The following is an 18,137-nucleotide window of genomic DNA, read 5'->3' as shown; positions in this document are numbered from 1 at the left end:
ATCCGGACTGCGGGTCTGTGAGCGCGAGCAACACCGCCGCCGCATGAAACGGGTTATCGCCCGGCTCGACATCAAGGGGCCCAACGTGGTCAAGGGCATTCACCTGGAGGGACTCCGGGTGGTCGGATCGCCCGCGACGCTGGCCCGGCGCTACTACGAGGAGGGTGCCGACGAACTCTTTTACCAGGACGTCGTCGCCAGTCTGTTCGGCCGGTCCAACCTGCTGCACATCGTGACCGCGACAGCCGAGGCGGGTATTTTCATACCTATCACCGTCGGAGGGGGCCTGCGCACGATCGCCGACATCGAAGCGGCACTAAGGGCCGGCGCAGACAAGGTCGCGATCAATACGGCTGCGGTGGCAAATCCCGGGTTCATTTCGGAGGCCGCCCGCCGATTCGGGTCCTCCACGATTGTAGTGGCTATCGAAGCCATCAAGGATGGCGACGACTATTTCGCCTACACCGACAACGGCCGCGAAACGACCGGGCTTGAAGTCGTGTCCTGGGCGCGGGAGGCCGAGTCCCGAGGGGCCGGGGAAATCGTCATCACCTCCGTCGATCGGGAAGGCACCGGGCAGGGATTCGATCTGGAGTTGACCCGCGCCATCGCGGATGTAGTGAACGTGCCCGTCATTGCCCACGGAGGTGCCGGCACCACAGATCACATCGTCCGTGTGCTCCGTGACACGGCGGCAGAAGGTGCCGCGGTAGCCAGTGTGTTGCACTATGCCGCACGCACCCATGAGACAGCCCGCGACACACTAGATGCGTCCGAGTCGGGAAATCGTGCGTTTCTGCACACAGGGGTCAGATTCAAGGAGTTCGGAGACGTTCACTTGCCGGACATCAAGCGGTCCCTGACCCAAGCAGGAGTCGACACCCGGGAGGCCTTCGCAGCATGAGTACTCCCGCACCGACCGCGCACGGCCCGGTGATCGGCATCGTCGAGACCGGACTCAGCAACCTGTTCAGCGTGCGAGCCGGGCTTGAGCACTGCGGTGCGCGCCCAATCATGGCCTGCGAGCCCGATCAGTTTGACGACTGCGCGGGCCTGGTTCTTCCCGGCGTGGGCAGCTTTCCGGATGCCATGGCAGAGCTGGATCGCACCGGCATGGCCGATGCCGTGCGCAGCGCCGTACGGCAGGGCCTGCCCGTGTTCGGGATCTGCCTCGGTCAACAACTGCTACTGGAGTCGAGCGGCGAATTCTCCACATGCCGGGGACTAGGCGTGCTTCGGGGCACCGTGCAGGAGCTCGACAGCTCCGAGGCGCGGGTGCCGAACATGGGGTGGCGACGCCTCGAACCAGGACCGGCGTGGCACGATTCGCCGCTTGAAGGCCTCGACCAGCAAGAGCCGTTCTATTTTGTGCACTCGTTTGCTGCGGCGGAGGTCGACCCGTCGACAGTTGCCGCGTACAGTCGTCACGGCTCGGCGAGATTCCCGGCTGCATTCTCCGTGGGATCTCTCTTCGCCACACAATTTCATCCGGAAAAAAGCGGTCCGGCCGGACTCAGGATTTACCGGCACTGGATCGAGCAGGTAACTGCCCATGTCTAACAGGACCCGTCTCAGCCAGCGCATTCAGGACATTTTTGCCGCGACCTTTCAGGGAATGAATGACGGGGCAGCCGCGCCTGTGCTTGAAGACGGCACGGTGCTGCTGGAGACCGGACTCGATTCGCTGGGTTTTGCCATCCTGGTCACCCGGCTGGAAGATGAGTTGGGCTACGACCCGTTCACGCTGTCCGCGGAGCCGTTCTATCCGCAGACGTTCGGCGAGTTTGTCGACTTCTATCAGGCACATGCCCCTGCGTGACCGCATCCGGGCCGGCAGGTCCCCCGGTGATGTACTGGCGATGGGCCCGCGGCGCGACTTGACCGTCGAGTCGTTGGATGCGCAGGCCGGCGGGCCAGGGGCGGATCGGGTGGTGGCGGTGCAAGCGCAAGATCCGCTAGAGGCCATCCCTCTTTTGGCCGCGCTCGACGGCGCGGTCGATACCATCGTGCTGCTGCCCGATTCGCTCTCCAAAGCCGAAACGACCCGGTTGTGGGAGGCTGCGGAGGCGCAATCCGCCACGCCGCCGGGCGAATCGTCCTCTGACGGGGCCCGGTCGGTGAGCACCATCTGGGCCATCCCCACCTCTGGCACAACCGGCACTCCCAAATTGGTGGCCCACACGCTGGAGAGCCTGACCCGCACCACCAGGACCGATCTGCCTGCGTTTCGCTGGGGGTTGCTCTACGACTATGCACGATTTGCCGGCCTGCAGGTCACGCTGCAGGCGCTCCTGTCCGGCGGCGTGCTGCTGGCCCCCGACCGATCGCAGGCCCTCGACCGGCAAATCGATTTTCTGGCCCGAAACGGGTGCACGCACCTCAGTGGAACGCCTACGCTCTGGCGCAACATTCTGATGAGCCCATCAGCGGGCGATCTGCCCCTTAGGCAAATCACTCTTGGCGGCGAAATAGCCGATTCTGCCGTGCTATCTGCTCTTCGTGGCCGGTACCCGGAGGCCCGCATCACCCACATATTTGCATCGACGGAGGCAGGCGTCGGCTTTTCGGTCAACGACGGAAAAGCGGGTTTTCCCAAGGCATTTCTCGATCAGCCGCCGAACCCCGGCATCCGGCTACGGGTCCAGGAGGACCGCCTGTGGGTGCTGAACCCGTCGGTCGGGCACCATTATATCGGGGATAACCAGGCCCGCGTCCGGGACGCAGAAGGATGGGTCGATACAGGCGATTCCGTCTTGGTCACGGAGGACCGTGTCCATTTCCTCGGCCGGGCCTCGGGGGTGATCAACGTGGGGGGCAACAAGGTGCATCCTGAGGAGGTCGAGCGCGCCTTGTTGAGCCACCCCGACGTGCTGGCTGCCCGGGTGTTTGCGCGGTCCAACCCGTTCACCGGGGCGCTGGTGGCAGCGGAAATCGTTCCGGCCCGCCCCGACCACGATGTGGCTACACTGAAAGCAGCCGTCACCGCCCATGCCGGCTCCAGGCTCGAGCGACACAAGGTGCCGGTTTCTGTGACCGTCGTGCCGGATCTTGCCCTGAACGCTTCCGGCAAACTGGCTCGCTGATCCGGATGGACATACGCACGGTTCTTTTGACCGGCCCCGGCAGAGGCCTGGGATTGGCCATTACGCATCGGCTGCTCAAGGACGGCTTCCGTGTCGTCGGAGTGAGCCGGTCGCTGACGGATGATTATGCCGAGACGGGTGCCGCTTTTTTGCCGTTCGACCTGTCGAATGTTGCGGAAATCCCATCGCTCGTGAAACGGATCACCGCCGAGCACGGCCCGCTGTACGGGCTGGTAAACAATGCTGCGCTTGGTAACGGCGGTCTGCTGGCGACCATGCACACCTCGGAGATCCGCGCGCTACTGAGCGTCAACCTGGAAGCGGCCATGGTGCTCACCAAGTATGCGTGCCGGTCGATGCTGGTGCGGGGCACAGGTCGCATCGTCAATATCTCCTCCATCACTGCGCAGACCGGATTCAGCGGCCTGGCGGCCTACGCGGCAACCAAGGCCGGTCTGGAGGGGTTCAGTCGGTCCCTGTCCAGGGAGCTTGGAAAGGCCGGCGTGACGGTCAATTGTGTCGCACCCGGGTACATGGAGACCGATATGACGGCCGACCTGCAAGGGCAGAAGCTAGAGTCGATTCGGCGCAGGGCGCCGCTCGGGCTGGCCCGGGTCGATGATGCCGCAGCGGCGGTGGCCTGGCTGCTCTCGGAGGACGCCGTCCGGGTGACGGGCACAGTGCTCACGGTCGATGGGGGCAGCACCGCGTGAGTATGCGAATTTTCGGCCTGGCCGCCCCCGCCCCCGCCCCCGCCGCCGTCCCGTTCCCGGCGGCCCCCGCCCCGGCGTCCCCGGCGCCCCCCGCCGCCCCCGCCGCCCCTGCAGCCCCGGCCGCCCCCGCCGAGTCCGGACGCGTCCTGGCGCGATGATGGAGATCCGACAGGCCAAAAAGGTCGATGAGGCCGCGATTCTGGCGTTTCTGGATACGCATTGGCAGAAAGGGCACGTCTTTGTGCGACACCCGGAACTCCTGCGATGGCAACATCAGGATCCCGATGATGCCGAGGCGTTGACCTTCGTGCTGGCGTTGCGCGACGGAGAATTGCTGGGGCTTCTGGGCTTTATTCCCTTCCGGCGATTCGATCCGGCCGCGGACTGGAAAGACCTGGCGCTCGCTGTGTGGAAGGTGCGCGATGACGCCGCTGCACCCGGGCTGGGCCTGCAACTCCTCAACACGGTAAAGCGAATTCGGCGGCCAGATCTGATTTGCGCAGTGGGCATTTCGGACATGGTGGTGCCGATTTACCGGGCGCTGGGCTACACCGTGGGGCCGATGGCGCACGCGGCGCTGTTTCCCGAGATCGGCCCGGATGGGCCGGCGGGCGGTGTGCCCGATGTTGCGCGCGAGCACGCATCGGGCGCAGGAAAACTGACAATTACCCGCAAACTGCCGGAAAACCTGCCGCCCGTGGCGAGCCGTCCGCGCAAGTCTCTGGACTACCTGCGCGCACGCTACGCGGAGCACCCCTGGTACGAGTATCAGTTCGCGCACAACGACGACGCCCTGTTGGTCCTGCGCAAAGTCGATTCGCCCAAGGGTGCCGTCCTGAGAATCGTAGATCTCGTGGGCGATGCGGGCGCGCTCGCATCGTGTACCCCCGCGCTTCGCGCCCTGACGCGTGAGCAGGAATGTGCGTATCTGGACCTGGTCCACTACGGCGTGCCGGACGAGGCGCTACCGGGTTGGGTGGAGGTTCGTGAGCATGCGGAGCTCGTCCTGCCCAACTATTTCGAGCCGTTCGAACAACGCAACGTGCCGCTGCGCATGGCTTTCAAGGCCGGGGCCGGCTCCCTGCCCATCCGTCTCCTGCGCGGCGATACGGATCAGGACCGTCCGAACCGCCTCTGATGCGCCGCGTCACGATCATTATGTACCACTATGTCCGGGAGCTTGAGCACTCCCGCTACCCGGGCATCAAGGGGCGGTCAATCGACACCTTCCGCTTTCAGCTGGACCACATCGCCCGTCATTTTTCCCCGGTAAGTATGGCGCAGGTGGTTCACGCCGCGCGGACAGGGGACGATCTGCCGCCGAATGCGGCACTTTTGACCTTTGACGACGGGTATATCGACCACTACACGGTCGCATTTCCCATGCTTGCAGAGCGGGGTATGCCGGCAGCGTTTTTTCCTCCTGTGGGGCCTGCCGTGCGGCGCGAACTGCTGGACGTCAACCGGGTGCATTTCGTGCTGGCCAGCGCGGATGTGCAGACGCTGGGTCGGGAGGTGGATGAAGCGGTGGATGCGCACCGCGACGAATATGACCTCCAGAAACCGTCGGAATACCGGTCAAAGTGGGCAAAAACGTTCGTATTCGACGACCCGGAGACCATCTATGTGAAGCGCATGCTGCAGGTGGCGCTGCCTGAGGAATTGCGCGGCCGCATCGCCCGTGATCTTTTTGCTCGTCACGTCGGTGTGAGTGAGGAGGCGTTTGCGCGGGAGTTGTACTGCAGCGTCGATCAGTTGCGCCACATGCAGAAAAACGGGATGTATGTGGGCTCACACGGCGATTCGCACTATTGGCTGAATTCCGTGGATGAGGAGACCCAGCGGCGGGAAATCGAGGGCTCGCTGGCGTTTCTGCGGGAAATCGGTAGCCCGGTGGACGATTTCTGGGTCATGTGCTACCCCTACGGCGGGTGGAACGAGGGGCTGCTCGGCGTCCTTGAGCAGTTCGATTGTGCGCTGGGGCTGCTGGCTCTGGCGGACGAAGGCGAGGCGGCCGATCTGGACCGACACCATCGTTATCTGCTCCCGCGGTTCGATACGAATCAGATTCCGTTCGAGTAGGGGCAGGACGCCGAGACTGCGGAGTCTTCGGCCGCCGGCCATCGCCCCGGCACGGCCGCCGGCCAGCGCCCCGGCACGGCCTTTGCCCCCGCGGGAGTGATACCGGATTCACTTTTCCCGATCGCTCCCATGGAGAACACGTACGGCCTGCCTGAAGAGGTCATTTTCTGCAAGCGCTGTGTCATTTCGAACCAGCGGCCTGCCAGTGTGCCTGAATTCAAGCACACCATGCAGCAGAAGAAGCCGACGATGAACATCGACGACGACGGCATCTGCGATGCATGTCGCACTGCCGACAACAAGCTGGCCATCAACTGGGAAAAGCGGGAGGAAGAACTGGTCCGACTGCTGGACAAGCATCGCCGGAGCGACGGTCGATATGACTGCCTGGTGCCCGGTTCGGGAGGCAAGGACTCGGCGTTTCAGGCGCACATCCTGAAGTACAAGTATGGGATGAACCCGCTCACGGTGACCTGGCCGCCCATCCTGTACACCGAGTACGGCCTCAAGAACTGGCAGAACTGGATCGATGTCGGTGGCTTCGACAACATCAGCTTTCGCCGCAATGGACGGGTGATGAAGCTGCTCACGAAGCTCTCCATCGAGAACCTGTATCACCCGTTCCAGACGTTCATTCTAGGGCAGAAGAACCTCGCCCCGCGGCTCGCGGTCGATCTGGATATCCCGCTCATTTTCTACGGAGAGAACGAAGCCGAATACGGCAATCCCATCGCAGACAATCAGACATCTCTCCGCGACAAATCGTTCTTTACCTACGACAATCTGGACGATCTGGCCCTGGGGGGCGTGACGGTGGCTGAGTTGCGGGAGCAGCACGGCGTGTCACTTGCCGACCTGCAGCCCTATTTGCCTGTCAGCCCCGACCAGATGAAAGGTCGCGAGTTCGAGGTGCACTACCTGGGCTACTACCTGAAGTGGATCCCGCAGGAGATCTATTACTACGCGGTGGAGAACACCGGCTTCAAGGCCCGCCCGTTCCGCACGCAGGGCACCTACTCCAAGTACATTTCGATCGATGACAAGATCGACGACCTGCACTACTACACCACGTATATCAAATTTGGAATCGGCCGCGCCACCTATGAGGCGAGCCAGGAGATTCGCAACGGTCATCTGACCCGCGAAGAGGGCATCGCACTGGTGGAGCGCTTCGACGGCGAATTCCCCGACCGGTACTTCTCGGAAGTCATGGAATACCTCGATTTGCCCGAGGAGCAATTCCACGAAATCACCGATCGCTTCCGGCCCAAGCACCTGTGGACACAGGTGGATGGGGCTTGGAAGCTGCGTCACACGGTTGGTGGGACGGGGGCAGATGATGTGAGGCGGAAGGCAGCGTAAGTCCTGGGTTGCAACTCCCGGCTGGAACGTTGCAACACCTCACTCCGTTACTTTTTTCGAAGGCGAATCCTCTACAGGAGAATGTCCAAGCAAAAGCCTGTCTGGTTCGGAATGAAGCTGACCAGAGAACAAAAAGACATGATCAAGCGCCTCGCCGCGAGAGAGGGCCTATCTGCCAAGGAGACCGTGCTCCGTCTGGTCGAGGATGCGATGCAGCAGGATGCAGCCTTGGACATTCCGGAAGACTCAGTGCTTGATCCTGTGCGACATCTCGTCGGGAGCATCAAAACCGGACCCCGTGACCTCGCCACAAATCCGCGGTACTTGGAAGGCTACGGGCTGGGTGCGACGCTTCCGCTAGTCTCACCATAGCTTAGGGACCGTCAGGCAGCCCTTCTCACCCCGCCAAACCGCAACTCCGCGCGGTCAAAATCCTCCAGCGTGTCGATGTCGAGCGAACGATCTGCCGGCATCACGTAGGGGCGCAGTCTGGACTCAAGTATCGAGCCGCCGACGGCCTGCTCCCGGCTAAACACGTACAGTGCCCCGTTCGTGTAGTACACCGGCGGCTGGTCCTGCGACCGGATGTAGGTGCCGTCTGGCGATTGCAGCGGCCGCAGCGTGCCCGCGGCGGACGGCTGCCACATGAGCGCCAGCGGTGCCGGCGCCTCGGCTACCCCAATGACGGCATCGCCCGTGCGGCGGGCCAGCTCCACGGCGGCGTCAATGTCCCCTGCGGATCGAAAGGGCGATGTGGGCTGCAGCAGCACCACCCACTCGACCCCCTCGAGGGCTTCGACGGCATGTCGAACCACGTCGTCATGACTGGAGTGGTCACCCGCAAGTTCGGCAGGCCGCAGAAAGGGTACTTCTACCCCTTGCTGGCGGGCCAGATGAGCCATGTAGGGACAATCGGTCGATAGCACGACGCGGTCCAGCGACCGGGCCTCGGTTGCCGACTCGAATGTCCAGCAGATGAGCGGCCGGCCTCCGAGCGTTCGGACGTTCTTGTCCGGAATGCGCTTTGAGCCGGCGCGCGCGGTAATGAGTCCGATTACGCTCATGCTGCCCTTGAATCCGAGTGGGTAGCGAGCGTTTCGGCCGCCCCGGCGCCGGCTTCGAACTCGGCGCCGGCTTCGACCCGTGCACCTACTGCGTCGTGCACGGCGGCGATGACCGTTTCCTGCTCCGCCTCCGTAAGGCCCGTCGAGCAGGGGAGCGTCAGCACGCGCCCCCAGATCCGGTCACTAACCGGGGTGGCCTCGGAAGGAGCGTCGACATACGGGATTTGCCGGTTCAGCGGCTTGAAAAACGTGCGGGCCATTACACCGCGCTCAGCGAGCCCGGCGATAAGGCTTCGGGTCTCGTCGAGTCCCGAGGTCATCGCCACGGACAGCCAGCAGGCAGATGTGCCATAGTCGATGTGCGGGGATGCGCCCAGCGTGCCGGCAAACGCACGGTCATACCGCTCCTGGATGGTGCGTTTGTGCGCCAAAAACGTTTCGACCTGCTCCAACTGCGCGCAGCCTACCGCCGCTTGCAGGTTGGTCATGCGGAAATTGAAGCCGACCTCGTCGTGATCGTAGTCCGGCCCGGTGCGCGCGGTCGTCGACAAATGCTTCATGCGGTCGGCGACCTGCTCGTCATTCGTGACCACACAGCCGCCGCCTCCCGCGGTGACCGTCTTGTTGCCATTGAAGGAAAAGACCGATGCGTCGGCCAGATCGAACAATTGCCCATGGTGAAGGGACGCGCCGATGGCTGCGGCGGCATCGGCGACCAGCGGCACGTCAAATCGGTCCGCAATAGCGCGTAATTCCTGCATTAGTGCCGGTATTCCGTTCAGGTGCACCGGCAAAATGGCAGCGATCCTGCGGCCGGACGGGCGATGCACCCATCCATCTGCAGTTCGCCGCCCCTGCGCCTCCAGGGCCTCGGAAAGTTGATCCGGCGAAAGCGACCAGGAGTCCGCATCGATGTCCACGAACCAGGGTTCGGCTCCACAATGGCGCACGGCGTTGGCCGTGGCGATGAAGCTCAGGGCGGGAGTTATGACCACATCGCCCGGACGCACGCCGACGCCCAGAAGCGCAAGCTGCAGGCCGGTGGTGCCGGCGGAGGTAGCCACGGCCCGACGCGTACCGGCAATCCCGGCACACTGCTCTTCAAGCCGCGTGACGAATCGACCGACGGACGAAACGAAGTTGGTTTCGACGCACTCGGCCAGGTAGCGGGCCTCGTTGCCCGCCATGTTGGGGATGGCCAGGGGAATCATACCGCGCTGACCCCCGCGCCCGAAAAGACGTGTTCTTCGTACCAGCTGGTGGTCCGGCGCAGCCCCTCTTCCAAGGATACACCCGGTGCAAGGCCCAGCCGGTCGAATGTGCGACTCATGTCCGGGCATCGCCGCGTGGGTGAGCCCGGCGTGTCCGGCAGGCCGCGCACTTCGACATCGGACCGACCGATAGCCCGCAAAAGCGTTTTTGCCAGCTTACGCATCGGGATTTCCGGACCCGGTTGACCCAGATTCAGGGATTCTCCGACAACATCGCCCGTCAACATGGCGGCGATTTGCCGCGCCGCGTCCTCCACGTAGCAGAACGTGCGCCGGTGTTCGGGCGACGCGACCTCAAGCACGCCGCCCACCGGCAAATCGCGCGTTTTGCGGTGCAACTCCGGGATGACATGGCTGAGGCCCATGCGCGGGCCGTATACGTTATGTGGCCGGAAAACCGTGCACGGTAGGCCAGACTGAAAGCACATGGCTTCGCCGTAGGCCTTCGAGAGCATGTAGGATGTGCGCGCTTCAGTCAGCGGGGGCAATACGAGCGATGTGCTCTCTGGCGTCGGAATCGTCATGCCGATGCTGCGCAGCGTTCCGGCGTAGATCTCGCTGGTAGACGCGAATAGGAACCGGTCGAGATCGTTTTGCCTGTGCCCGATGGCCAGCGCAGCGTCCAGCATGCGCACATTGTCCGTCAACACGCGATAGGGCCGCCGCATCACGTGGGCGACCCCAATCATCGCCGCCAGATGCACGATGGCCGAATAGTCCGCGGGCAAATCGTCCATGTCCTGCGTCAAAAGGTTCGCAGAGCGCAAAGAAAGCCCCGGGTGTTCGAACAGGGCGACCAGGGCGTCGTCGCGCACGCCGCGGGAGAAATCGTCCAGCAGTTCCACCTCGTGCCCGGTTTCCAGCAGGTGCCTGGCCAGGTGGTAGCCAATGAAACCGGCGCCGCCGGTGATCAGGATTTTCTTCATGTGCCTCGGCCGATGAAAGCCAGCTCGTAGCCGGCGGATCGAATGTGGGAGACCTGCGCAGGTGAAAGCACCCGGTTGGCGTCCAAAAAGACGGTCGAACCGTTCTCGGGCAGGTGGGAAAAGTTGATTTCGCCGTACTCCGCGTGCGCCACGGCGAATATGACCGCGTCAAATCGGTGCCATTCCGGGATCTCAGCGGTCGGCGCGAGGCCCAGTTCGTCCCAATGCGTGACCAGCGGGTCCTGCACCGTGACGGCCGCTCCCTCCGCCATCGCACCACGATAGAACGTCTCGGAGGGGGAATAGCGCGTGTCGGCCACGTCGGACCGGTACGAGGCCCCGCAGAGCAGCACACGTTTGCCGGCAAATCCGCCAAGCAGCGTGCGCGCCCGGTCAATCGCCGCCTCCGGCATGCGCTGGTTGGTGCGCACCGCCATCTCTGACAGGGGAAATCGTGCGTCAGGCAAATCGAGTATCTGACGCGCCGCGATGCCTGCCATCATCGGATCCTTGGTCAGACAGTAGCCGCCCACGCCAAGACCGGGCTGCCGCATGTTCGCGTGCGTAGGGCGCATGCGGATCGCGTCGATCACCTCAAACAGGTCCACCCCCGCAGCTTCCGCGAACCGGCCCCACTCGTCCATGAGAGCGATTGTCGTGGCCCGATAGGTGTTTTCGAGGATTTTGCCCATCTCGGAGGCCGTCGTGCTCGCGAGCCGGGTCAGCGGATAGTCGCACGTGTTGATGATGGACTTCAGAAACGTCTCGCATTTGTCGGCGGCCTCGGGCGTGAGGCCCGCGTAGACGCGCCAGTAGTTGGCAATCGAATCCAGGTAGTGCGGCCCCGGCATGACCCGCTCGTAGGAATGGGCGATGTGCACTGTGCCCGGGTCCAGGCCGCGCTCGGTGAGCGATTCGGCCAGCGCAGGGCGGATGACCTGCTCACAGGTGCCCGGCGGCACGGTCGTTTCGACCAAAACCAGTGCCCCGGGGCGGATATGCCGGCCGATCGTGCGCGCCGCGTCCCGGATCCATGACAGATTTGCCGTGGGCGGATTCGCTTCCAGCTGCACGTCGAGGTTGATATCGACGATCACCACATCGGCCTCCGCATAGACGGCCGGATTGGTCGTGGCCGTCAGATTGCCGCGGGCGACAGCCTCATGGAAGGCCTGATGCAGGCGTGCATCCGTCGTGGCGATGGGAAGAATGCCCGCTCGAATGTCGCCGGCAATGCGTTCGCCGCGCGGTCCCTGTTTTTCAACGCCGACCACCCGGTAGAGCGGACGGCCGTCGGGTCCGACAGCCTCGGCGGCGGCCGTGGCCATCGCGATGCCCACGAATCCCAGACCCTGCACGCAGATGGTGGTTGAGTCCTGGCCGACGCCGGCAGTCCGGCGCCCCGAGCGCGCGATGGGAGTGACAGAAATATCCATACCCACGCGAAAAGCAAAAGCGATACCCGCCGCAGGGCCAGGGGCGGCGCCCTCCCGCATCGTTCACCCAGGCCGTTTGCTGGCACCGGCAGGCCTGCTGCAGCGAATTCCGCCGGTTGGATTGTCCGATTTGCCGGAAGGCATTGCCGCTTTGCCGGCAGCCGTGCGCCGGTTTTCCGTTCGTTAGCGCCGCGGCTCGGGTGCGGCTGGACCGCATCGTCCATGACCGCTGCTGGCACGACCATTGCCAGAATGCCGGCATGTCCGACGGCCCCAACCGCCTCATGACTCATTACTCCCGCATCCTCGTACCCGAGGACATGCCGATCCTGGACGCTCTCGCCGTGATCACGCGCGAGTCGTCCCAGGCCGTGGTCGTCGTCGACCAGGCCGGCCGGTTGCGGGGTGTAATGACCGATGGTGACGTGCGACGCGGCCTTCTGCGCGGGTCGCAGCTCCATGATCCGGTGCACACCGTCATGAACGGCCGTCCGCGCTCGCTTTCCGTGAACGCGCGCGGGTTTGCCCGGGAGATCATGCGCCGCGCCGCTGTGCAACAGATTCCAATCGTGGACGAGAGCGGCCGCGTGGTGGACGTCGAGTTTCTTGAGTCACCCGGGATCGATCCATCGCACGCCATCGTGGTGCTAATGGCCGGCGGAATGGGCACCAGGCTTCGGCCGCTCACGGAAAATCTGCCCAAACCCATGATCCAGGTCGGCGGCCGTCCCGTGATCGAGACCATCGTCTCGCGACTGGTCGAGCAAGGCTTCACGCGATTCGTGGTCACGCTCAACTACATGGGCAACGTCATCCGGGACTACTTCGGCGACGGGCACCAGCTCGGCGCGGAGATTTCCTACACCGTGGAGCGGAAGCGCATGGGCACGGCGGGCGCCTTGTCACTGCTTCCGGAGCGGCCGGAAGGATCGTTGGTCGTGATGAATAGTGACGTGCTCACGGCGGTGGATCTGCGCAGTCTCCTGGCCTTCCACCACGATAATCGTGCGCTCGGCACCATGTGCGTACGCGATTACACCCTGCAGATTCCGTACGGCGTGGTCGATGCGGATCAGACCAGTTTTCGGGGCATCATTGAGAAGCCGAGTCAGACCTTCCATGTCAATGCCGGCATTTATGCGCTGGAAGCGTCGGTGCTCGACATGATTCCGTCGGACGAGTATTTCGAGATGACGACGCTCTTTGAACGCATTCGCGATCAGGGCGATGCGGCCGCGGTTTTTCCGATTCATGAGTACTGGCTGGACATCGGCAAACACGACGATCTCGAGCGCGCCCGCACCGAGTGGCCGGGTCTGGAGCGAAGGCGCGCTGCCTAGGGCGGACAGGTCCACCGGCGAATAGCAACGGTCGCCGAGCGGCGCCCGCCGAATCGAAGCGGTTGCCGGCCCGGGCCCCGCGAATCCTAGCAGTCGCCGACCCGGGCCCGGCGAATCGTAGCCGCCCAAGACGCGAGCCCACGCCCGCGTTGCTGCACCGTCCGCCTCCGTACTATCATGGCGGCGAAGCCCCTCCCTCCATGCGCGCCTGCATTCTCGCGGCAGCTGTCCTGATGAGCGCCTGCTCCCAGCCCGCCGACACGCTCTACACCAACGCCGTCATTTGGACCGGGACCGGGGCCGAAGCGTCGGCCCTGGCGGTGACTGGTGACCGGATTTCCTGGGTGGGCGATGCGGATGGTGCCCCGGCCGCAGGCGAAATCGTCGATTTGAACGGCGCATTCGTTATTCCCGGGTTCATCGACAATCACGTGCATCTGCTCATGGGCGGCATGCAGCTGGCGTCGGTCGATCTGCGCGATGCGGATTCGCCCGAAGAATTTGCCCGTCGAATCGGTGAGTTCGCCGCCGGATTGGAGCCCGGGCGCTGGATTCTGGGCGGATCGTGGGATCACGAACGATGGGGGGGTAAATTGCCCGGGGCCGATTGGATCGATGCCGCGACACCGAACAATCCGGTGTTCGTGCAGCGGTTGGATGCGCACATGGCGGTGGCGAATTCGCTGGCGCTGGAGCTTGCCGGTTTGACGGCTGAGACCCCGGATGTCGAAGGCGGGGAAATCGTGCGATTGGCGAACGGATCACCCGCCGGCGTGCTGAAGGACGAGGCCATGAACCTGGTGTTTTCGGTCATCCCCGATCCGTCGCCCCAGGAGTTTCGCGAGGCGCTGGATCGCGCTCAGGCGCATGCGTTTTCTCTTGGCGTGACACAGGTGCACGACGTAGGCACATATGGAGGCTTTCAGGATCTTGAGGTGTATCGAGCGGCCCACGCGGAAAGTGCCCTTTCGCTACGGATCTACAGCATCGTGGCCATTTCGGGCTGGGAGCGCATCGCTCGCCTGGTGGAGAAAGAGGGCACGGGTGATTCGGTACTGCGGTGGGGAGGTGTGAAAGGATTTGTGGACGGATCGCTGGGGTCGACCACCGCCTGGTTCTACGACCCCTACCTGGACACGCCGCAAACAACCGGATTAACGGTAACGCCGCTGGGCGAATTGGCCACAGACATCGCCGGGGCGGACTCGGCGGGATTGCAGCTGGCCATTCACGCGATCGGGGATCGGGCAAATGACTGGTTGCTCGATGTGTTCGCTGGGCTTCCGTTCCGGGACCGATTGCCCCCGCGTATCGAGCACGCACAGCATCTGTCAGACGCGGCAATCGCCCGGTTCGCCGAGCTCGGCGTGGTGCCGTCCATGCAGCCGTATCACGCAGTGGATGATGGGCGATGGGCTGAAAACCGCATCGGCCGGGAGCGCGCCGAACGCACCTACGCGTTCCGGTCCCTGCTGGATGCGGGCGCGCCGCTCACCTTCGGATCTGATTGGACGGTTGCGCCGCTCAACCCGCTGCTCGGCATCCACGCTGCCGTGACGCGAGCCACCATCGACGGCGCAAATCCGGACGGCTGGATCCCGTCCCAAAAGATTGCAGTAGAGGATGCCTTGAGGGCATACACGGTGGCGAATGCCGAGGCCGGCGGGCAAGCCGATCAGCTCGGCACGCTGCAGGAAGGCAAGTTGGCAGATTTTGTCGTGCTCGGCGAAGACATCCGGAGCATCCCGGCGGAGCTCATCAAGGATGTCGGCGTGCTCCGCACTGTGATCGGCGGCGTGGAAGTCTTTTCGTTGCCGGAAGAAGCCCACGCATTGTAGCCGGTGGCGAATCGCAACGAAAGCATGCTCCGGGCCCGCGTCAGAGCGGCGCGATTTGCCTGGGCGTTGGTGTGGGAAACATCAAAATTGGCCCTGTTGGTGCATTTCAAGCCGGAGTCGGACCGCGCGCGGTACCGGGCCTGGCGACAGGAGCGGGCGTGCAGAAAGTTCTGCCGCATTCTGGGAATCGAGCTGGTATCGGTAGGCGGAGCACGTCCCTCCGGGTCGACGGTAGTCGTGGCGAATCACCTCGGACTGGCTGACCCCTGGATCCTTGCGGCCGTGCTCCCGGTAGCATTTGCCGCCAAGGCCGAGATGGCCGGGTGGCCCGTGATGGGGTGGATCTGCCGCACGGTCGGGATCATATTTGTGGAGCGGGACCGTCGCCTGGCGGCGGCGAGGTTTGTAGAGGAGTTGCGGGAGGCCGGCAAATCCGGCGTATCGGTGCTGGTGTTTCCCGAGGGTACCACCGGAGACGGGCGCACCATTCGTACGTTCAAGACCGCCGGGTTCGCAGCGGTCGCTGGTTTGGAGGACGGCTCGGTGCTGCCGGTCTACCACAACGCCGTGCGCATCAACGGCGCCCCAACAACAATTGATGACCGGGAGATCATGGGCTGGACTCCCGAGCAGCCCATGATGGAGAGCGTTTTCGGTTGGCTCCGTCAGAAGTCGATCACCGTCGAGGTTCGCATCGGGGAGCCCATCGCCTGTGCGGGCATGGACCGGAAGGAGTTGGCCGCACTAGCGGAGCAGGCCGTGCGGGAGCTTGCCGGCGATCTGGTTGAGGGTTAGCCCGGATCGCTGTCGCGACGAGGGGTTGGGCGGCTTCTGGTCGCGTCGCGCGACAGGGGAGGGCAACCTACGGGTGCCATTTTGGCCCGGACCGGAGGCGGCACGTAAATCTTCATGGGGGCGGAGGCCGCCTCCGGGATGCGTGTGAACTCCGGATCGACAGGTGCCGGGCAAGTAGAAGGATGAGCGATCCGCTGTAGTACCTGCGCATCGATCTTTGCGCGATAGTAGTCGTGCAATGGTTGAAAATGCAGCTTGTCGGCCTTGAGCGCTTGGCCTGAGGCTTCAGCCGTGGTTATCGCGGCCAGCAGTATCAGAAGACGGGTCATTATCCTGTGCTCCGGGTTGATGGACAAACGCACGCCGCGCGTGGACTATTGCACCTCGGGGAGTCCCGACAGCCCATCGCCCGACCAGCCCAACCGGCTCAGCGGAGGGCCGAACCGTTACGCGGAGTAACCCTCGGGTCCTCTTGGCGTACGTATGTTGCAGATTGCCGCAAACAGCAGCGCCCCATGTCTCCACGGACCGACTTCAGACGACCGCTTTTCTATTCCAGCCTGGTCATTGTCGGCCTGCTGATCGGAGTACTCGGGACCCTGTGGCGCACCTATCCGGAGTACACCGTGCCCGACCGTTCCATGGTGGAGACGATACGATTTGGCTCCGGGGCGGCATTTCCGCCCGTAGTGCTACCGGAAACCCTGGCGACGCGCGGCTACGTGGATGCGCTGACACTGAATGAGGCCTTCAAGACCGTGTCCGGTTTCGTCACGCCCAGCGTGGTCTTCGTGGAGGTCGAGACCGCGGGAAGGTCGTTTTTCCGCAGGAATAGAGGTTTGGCCCAGTCAGCGGGCAGCGGCGTGATCATCAGCGAGGCGGGGCACGTGGTTACCAACTATCACGTCATCGAGGGCGCCGCCGAGATCCGCGTGACGCTCAGTGATAAGCGTGAGTATCCGGCGACCGTTCTAGGCGAAGACCCGAATACCGATCTGGCCGTGCTCAAGCTCGAAAATGATGCGCCCGTACCTGCCATCGATTTCGGCGACTCCGACGCGCTTCAGGTGGGCGAATGGGTTCTTGCCGTGGGCAATCCGTTCCGTCTGACATCGACCGTCACTGCCGGCATCGTCTCGGCGCTCGGGCGCTCGGTTAACATCATTGAGGACTCGTTCGGAATCGAGTCCTTCATCCAGACGGATGCGGCAATCAACCCGGGCAATTCGGGCGGTGCCCTGGTCAATCTGCGCGGTGAGTTAGTCGGAATTGCCACGGCCATTGCCACCGAGAGTGGCAGCTACGAAGGGTATGGGTTCGCGGTGCCGATGCGCCTGGTCGAGCGAGTGGTGCGCGACCTAATTGAGTTCGGGGAGGTCCAGCGGGGCTACCTGGGCGTCGACATCTGGCCGGTCGATGCGCAACGGGCGGCCGGTCTGGGCCTCACAACCGTGCAGGGCGTCCTGCTCAACAATGTATTTGCCGGCCTTGCCGCCGATCAGGCCGGTCTGCGCTCGGGCGATGTGCTCTTGAGCGTGGAAGGACGACCCATCTACGAGCCCAACGAGCTTCAGTCGATTATTGCCCTCTACAGGCCAGGCGAGCAGCTTGGCGTTGAGGTCTGGCGAGACGGCGGTCGGCGCTTTTTTGCCGTTGAGTTGCTCGGCCGCGACAATCCGACGACCCAGCGCTGGTTTGCCCAGCTGGATCAGAGTGACGAGGTGCAGCCAGAGGCCGAGCCCGAGGCCGAGAGTTCACCGCACGGGGAAATCGTGGAAGTGCCGGAGTGGGGCATCGGACTGTTCGAAATGACCGACCGCTTCCAGCGCCTGTTTGACCTCGAGCAGGGTGCGTATGTCGCCTACGTGGAGAACGGGGGCCCGGCGTCCATTGCCGGCTTGCCCCGCAACACGGTCATCGTCTCGGTTGACGGGGCTTCGGTGACCTCGGCCGAGGACGTGGAGCTAGCCCTGGAAGCCGGGGACGGTGCGCCGCTTCTGGAAGTGGTGCGACGGAGCGGAGAGCGGGCGTTTTTCGAGTTGCGTCGGCCGTAGTCTCGCACTCCGGAAGCGGTGGGCAGGTTGTCGGGCTCGTGGCTGTCGGGCCCTGGCGGTCGGATACCTGGCTGTAGGACACCCGCAATCGCGCCGTCAACTGACGGAATTTGCGCGGGCAGTTCGTGGATTTCCGTGAACCCCAGATTATGGCCAGATCTGGGGGGCGCTGC

At 63.8% G+C, this 18,137-nt stretch carries 18 protein-coding genes; 13 read left to right on the top strand and 5 right to left on the bottom strand.

The window, feature by feature from the left end; all coding sequences use genetic code 11:
- Positions 1 to 43: 43 nt before the first annotated feature.
- The 9 genes from hisF to JJ896_15545 all read left to right on the top strand — a co-directional run bounded on the left by hisF (position 44) and on the right by JJ896_15545 (position 7,612).
- Positions 44 to 904, top strand: a complete 861-nt coding sequence (hisF, locus tag JJ896_15585) for an imidazole glycerol phosphate synthase subunit HisF (GenBank protein MBO6781077.1) — start codon at positions 44 to 46, stop codon at positions 902 to 904.
- Positions 901 to 1,560, top strand: coding sequence for an imidazole glycerol phosphate synthase subunit HisH (gene hisH, locus JJ896_15580; protein ID MBO6781076.1), 660 nt, complete (start codon positions 901 to 903; stop codon positions 1,558 to 1,560). Before hisF ends, hisH begins: the two co-directional genes overlap by 4 nt.
- Positions 1,553 to 1,819: an acyl carrier protein gene (locus tag JJ896_15575; GenBank protein MBO6781075.1), complete on the top strand. Its 267-nt coding sequence runs from the start codon at positions 1,553 to 1,555 to the stop codon at positions 1,817 to 1,819. Before hisH ends, JJ896_15575 begins: the two co-directional genes overlap by 8 nt.
- Positions 1,806 to 3,083: an acyl--CoA ligase gene (locus tag JJ896_15570; GenBank protein MBO6781074.1), complete on the top strand. Its 1,278-nt coding sequence runs from the start codon at positions 1,806 to 1,808 to the stop codon at positions 3,081 to 3,083. Before JJ896_15575 ends, JJ896_15570 begins: the two co-directional genes overlap by 14 nt.
- Positions 3,084 to 3,088: 5 nt before the next feature.
- A complete protein-coding gene (locus tag JJ896_15565) occupies positions 3,089 to 3,796 on the top strand; it encodes an SDR family oxidoreductase (GenBank protein ID MBO6781073.1) in 708 nt (235 codons plus the stop codon).
- 154 nt (positions 3,797 to 3,950) lie between these two features.
- Complete coding sequence (locus JJ896_15560; protein ID MBO6781072.1) at positions 3,951 to 4,934, top strand: hypothetical protein; 984 nt, start codon at positions 3,951 to 3,953, stop codon at positions 4,932 to 4,934.
- Positions 4,934 to 5,878, top strand: a complete 945-nt coding sequence (locus JJ896_15555; GenBank protein MBO6781071.1) for a polysaccharide deacetylase family protein — start codon at positions 4,934 to 4,936, stop codon at positions 5,876 to 5,878. The genes JJ896_15560 and JJ896_15555 overlap by 1 nt, the downstream gene beginning before the upstream one ends.
- A gap of 129 nt (positions 5,879 to 6,007) precedes the next feature.
- Positions 6,008 to 7,240 (top strand): N-acetyl sugar amidotransferase, encoded by a 1,233-nt coding sequence (locus tag JJ896_15550; protein ID MBO6781070.1) that lies wholly within the window; start codon positions 6,008 to 6,010, stop codon positions 7,238 to 7,240.
- A 138-nt stretch (positions 7,241 to 7,378) separates the two neighbouring features.
- The gene (locus JJ896_15545; protein ID MBO6781069.1) at positions 7,379 to 7,612 is read left to right on the top strand and encodes a hypothetical protein; all 234 of its coding nucleotides are present in this window, start codon (positions 7,379 to 7,381) and stop codon (positions 7,610 to 7,612) included.
- Positions 7,613 to 7,623: 11 nt separating this feature from the next.
- On the opposite strand, the gene JJ896_15540 is transcribed toward JJ896_15545, so the two are convergent.
- Genes JJ896_15540 through JJ896_15525 form a run of 4 tightly spaced genes read right to left on the bottom strand, consistent with a single transcriptional unit; the run spans position 7,624 to position 11,937 of the window.
- A complete protein-coding gene (locus JJ896_15540; GenBank protein ID MBO6781068.1) occupies positions 7,624 to 8,304 on the bottom strand; it encodes an acylneuraminate cytidylyltransferase family protein in 681 nt (226 codons plus the stop codon).
- A complete protein-coding gene (locus JJ896_15535) occupies positions 8,301 to 9,515 on the bottom strand; it encodes an aminotransferase class I/II-fold pyridoxal phosphate-dependent enzyme (protein ID MBO6781067.1) in 1,215 nt (404 codons plus the stop codon). The genes JJ896_15540 and JJ896_15535 overlap by 4 nt, the downstream gene beginning before the upstream one ends.
- Complete coding sequence (locus JJ896_15530) at positions 9,512 to 10,501, bottom strand: NAD(P)-dependent oxidoreductase (GenBank protein ID MBO6781066.1); 990 nt, start codon at positions 10,499 to 10,501, stop codon at positions 9,512 to 9,514. The genes JJ896_15535 and JJ896_15530 overlap by 4 nt, the downstream gene beginning before the upstream one ends.
- Positions 10,498 to 11,937 carry a nucleotide sugar dehydrogenase gene (locus JJ896_15525; GenBank protein MBO6781065.1) on the bottom strand — a complete coding sequence of 480 codons (1,440 nt, stop codon included), beginning with the start codon at positions 11,935 to 11,937 and terminating at the stop codon, positions 10,498 to 10,500. Before JJ896_15525 ends, JJ896_15530 begins: the two co-directional genes overlap by 4 nt.
- A gap of 284 nt (positions 11,938 to 12,221) precedes the next feature.
- On the opposite strand from JJ896_15525, the gene JJ896_15520 reads away from it, so the two are divergent.
- From JJ896_15520 to JJ896_15510, 3 genes are all read left to right on the top strand, one after another.
- Complete coding sequence (locus JJ896_15520; GenBank protein MBO6781064.1) at positions 12,222 to 13,277, top strand: nucleotidyltransferase family protein; 1,056 nt, start codon at positions 12,222 to 12,224, stop codon at positions 13,275 to 13,277.
- Between the two features lie 200 nt (positions 13,278 to 13,477).
- Entirely contained in the window at positions 13,478 to 15,115 is a 1,638-nt protein-coding gene (locus JJ896_15515; GenBank protein ID MBO6781063.1) for an amidohydrolase, read from the top strand.
- Positions 15,116 to 15,211: 96 nt separating this feature from the next.
- Positions 15,212 to 15,910 (top strand): 1-acyl-sn-glycerol-3-phosphate acyltransferase, encoded by a 699-nt coding sequence (locus tag JJ896_15510; GenBank protein MBO6781062.1) that lies wholly within the window; start codon positions 15,212 to 15,214, stop codon positions 15,908 to 15,910.
- On the opposite strand, the gene JJ896_15505 is transcribed toward JJ896_15510, so the two are convergent.
- The gene (locus tag JJ896_15505; protein MBO6781061.1) at positions 15,907 to 16,239 is read right to left on the bottom strand and encodes a hypothetical protein; all 333 of its coding nucleotides are present in this window, start codon (positions 16,237 to 16,239) and stop codon (positions 15,907 to 15,909) included. The two genes, JJ896_15510 and JJ896_15505, sit on opposite strands and share 4 nt — an antisense overlap.
- Positions 16,240 to 16,425: 186 nt before the next feature.
- On the opposite strand from JJ896_15505, the gene JJ896_15500 reads away from it, so the two are divergent.
- Positions 16,426 to 17,964 (top strand): trypsin-like peptidase domain-containing protein, encoded by a 1,539-nt coding sequence (locus JJ896_15500; protein ID MBO6781060.1) that lies wholly within the window; start codon positions 16,426 to 16,428, stop codon positions 17,962 to 17,964.
- The last annotated feature ends 173 nt before the right edge of the window (positions 17,965 to 18,137 follow it).

The sequence above is a fragment of the Rhodothermales bacterium genome (genome assembly GCA_017643395.1).
Classification (GTDB): domain Bacteria; phylum Bacteroidota; class Rhodothermia; order Rhodothermales; family UBA10348; genus JABDJZ01.
Note: the sequence above shows the minus strand (reverse complement) of the source record. Positions and strands in the feature narration are given on the sequence as shown.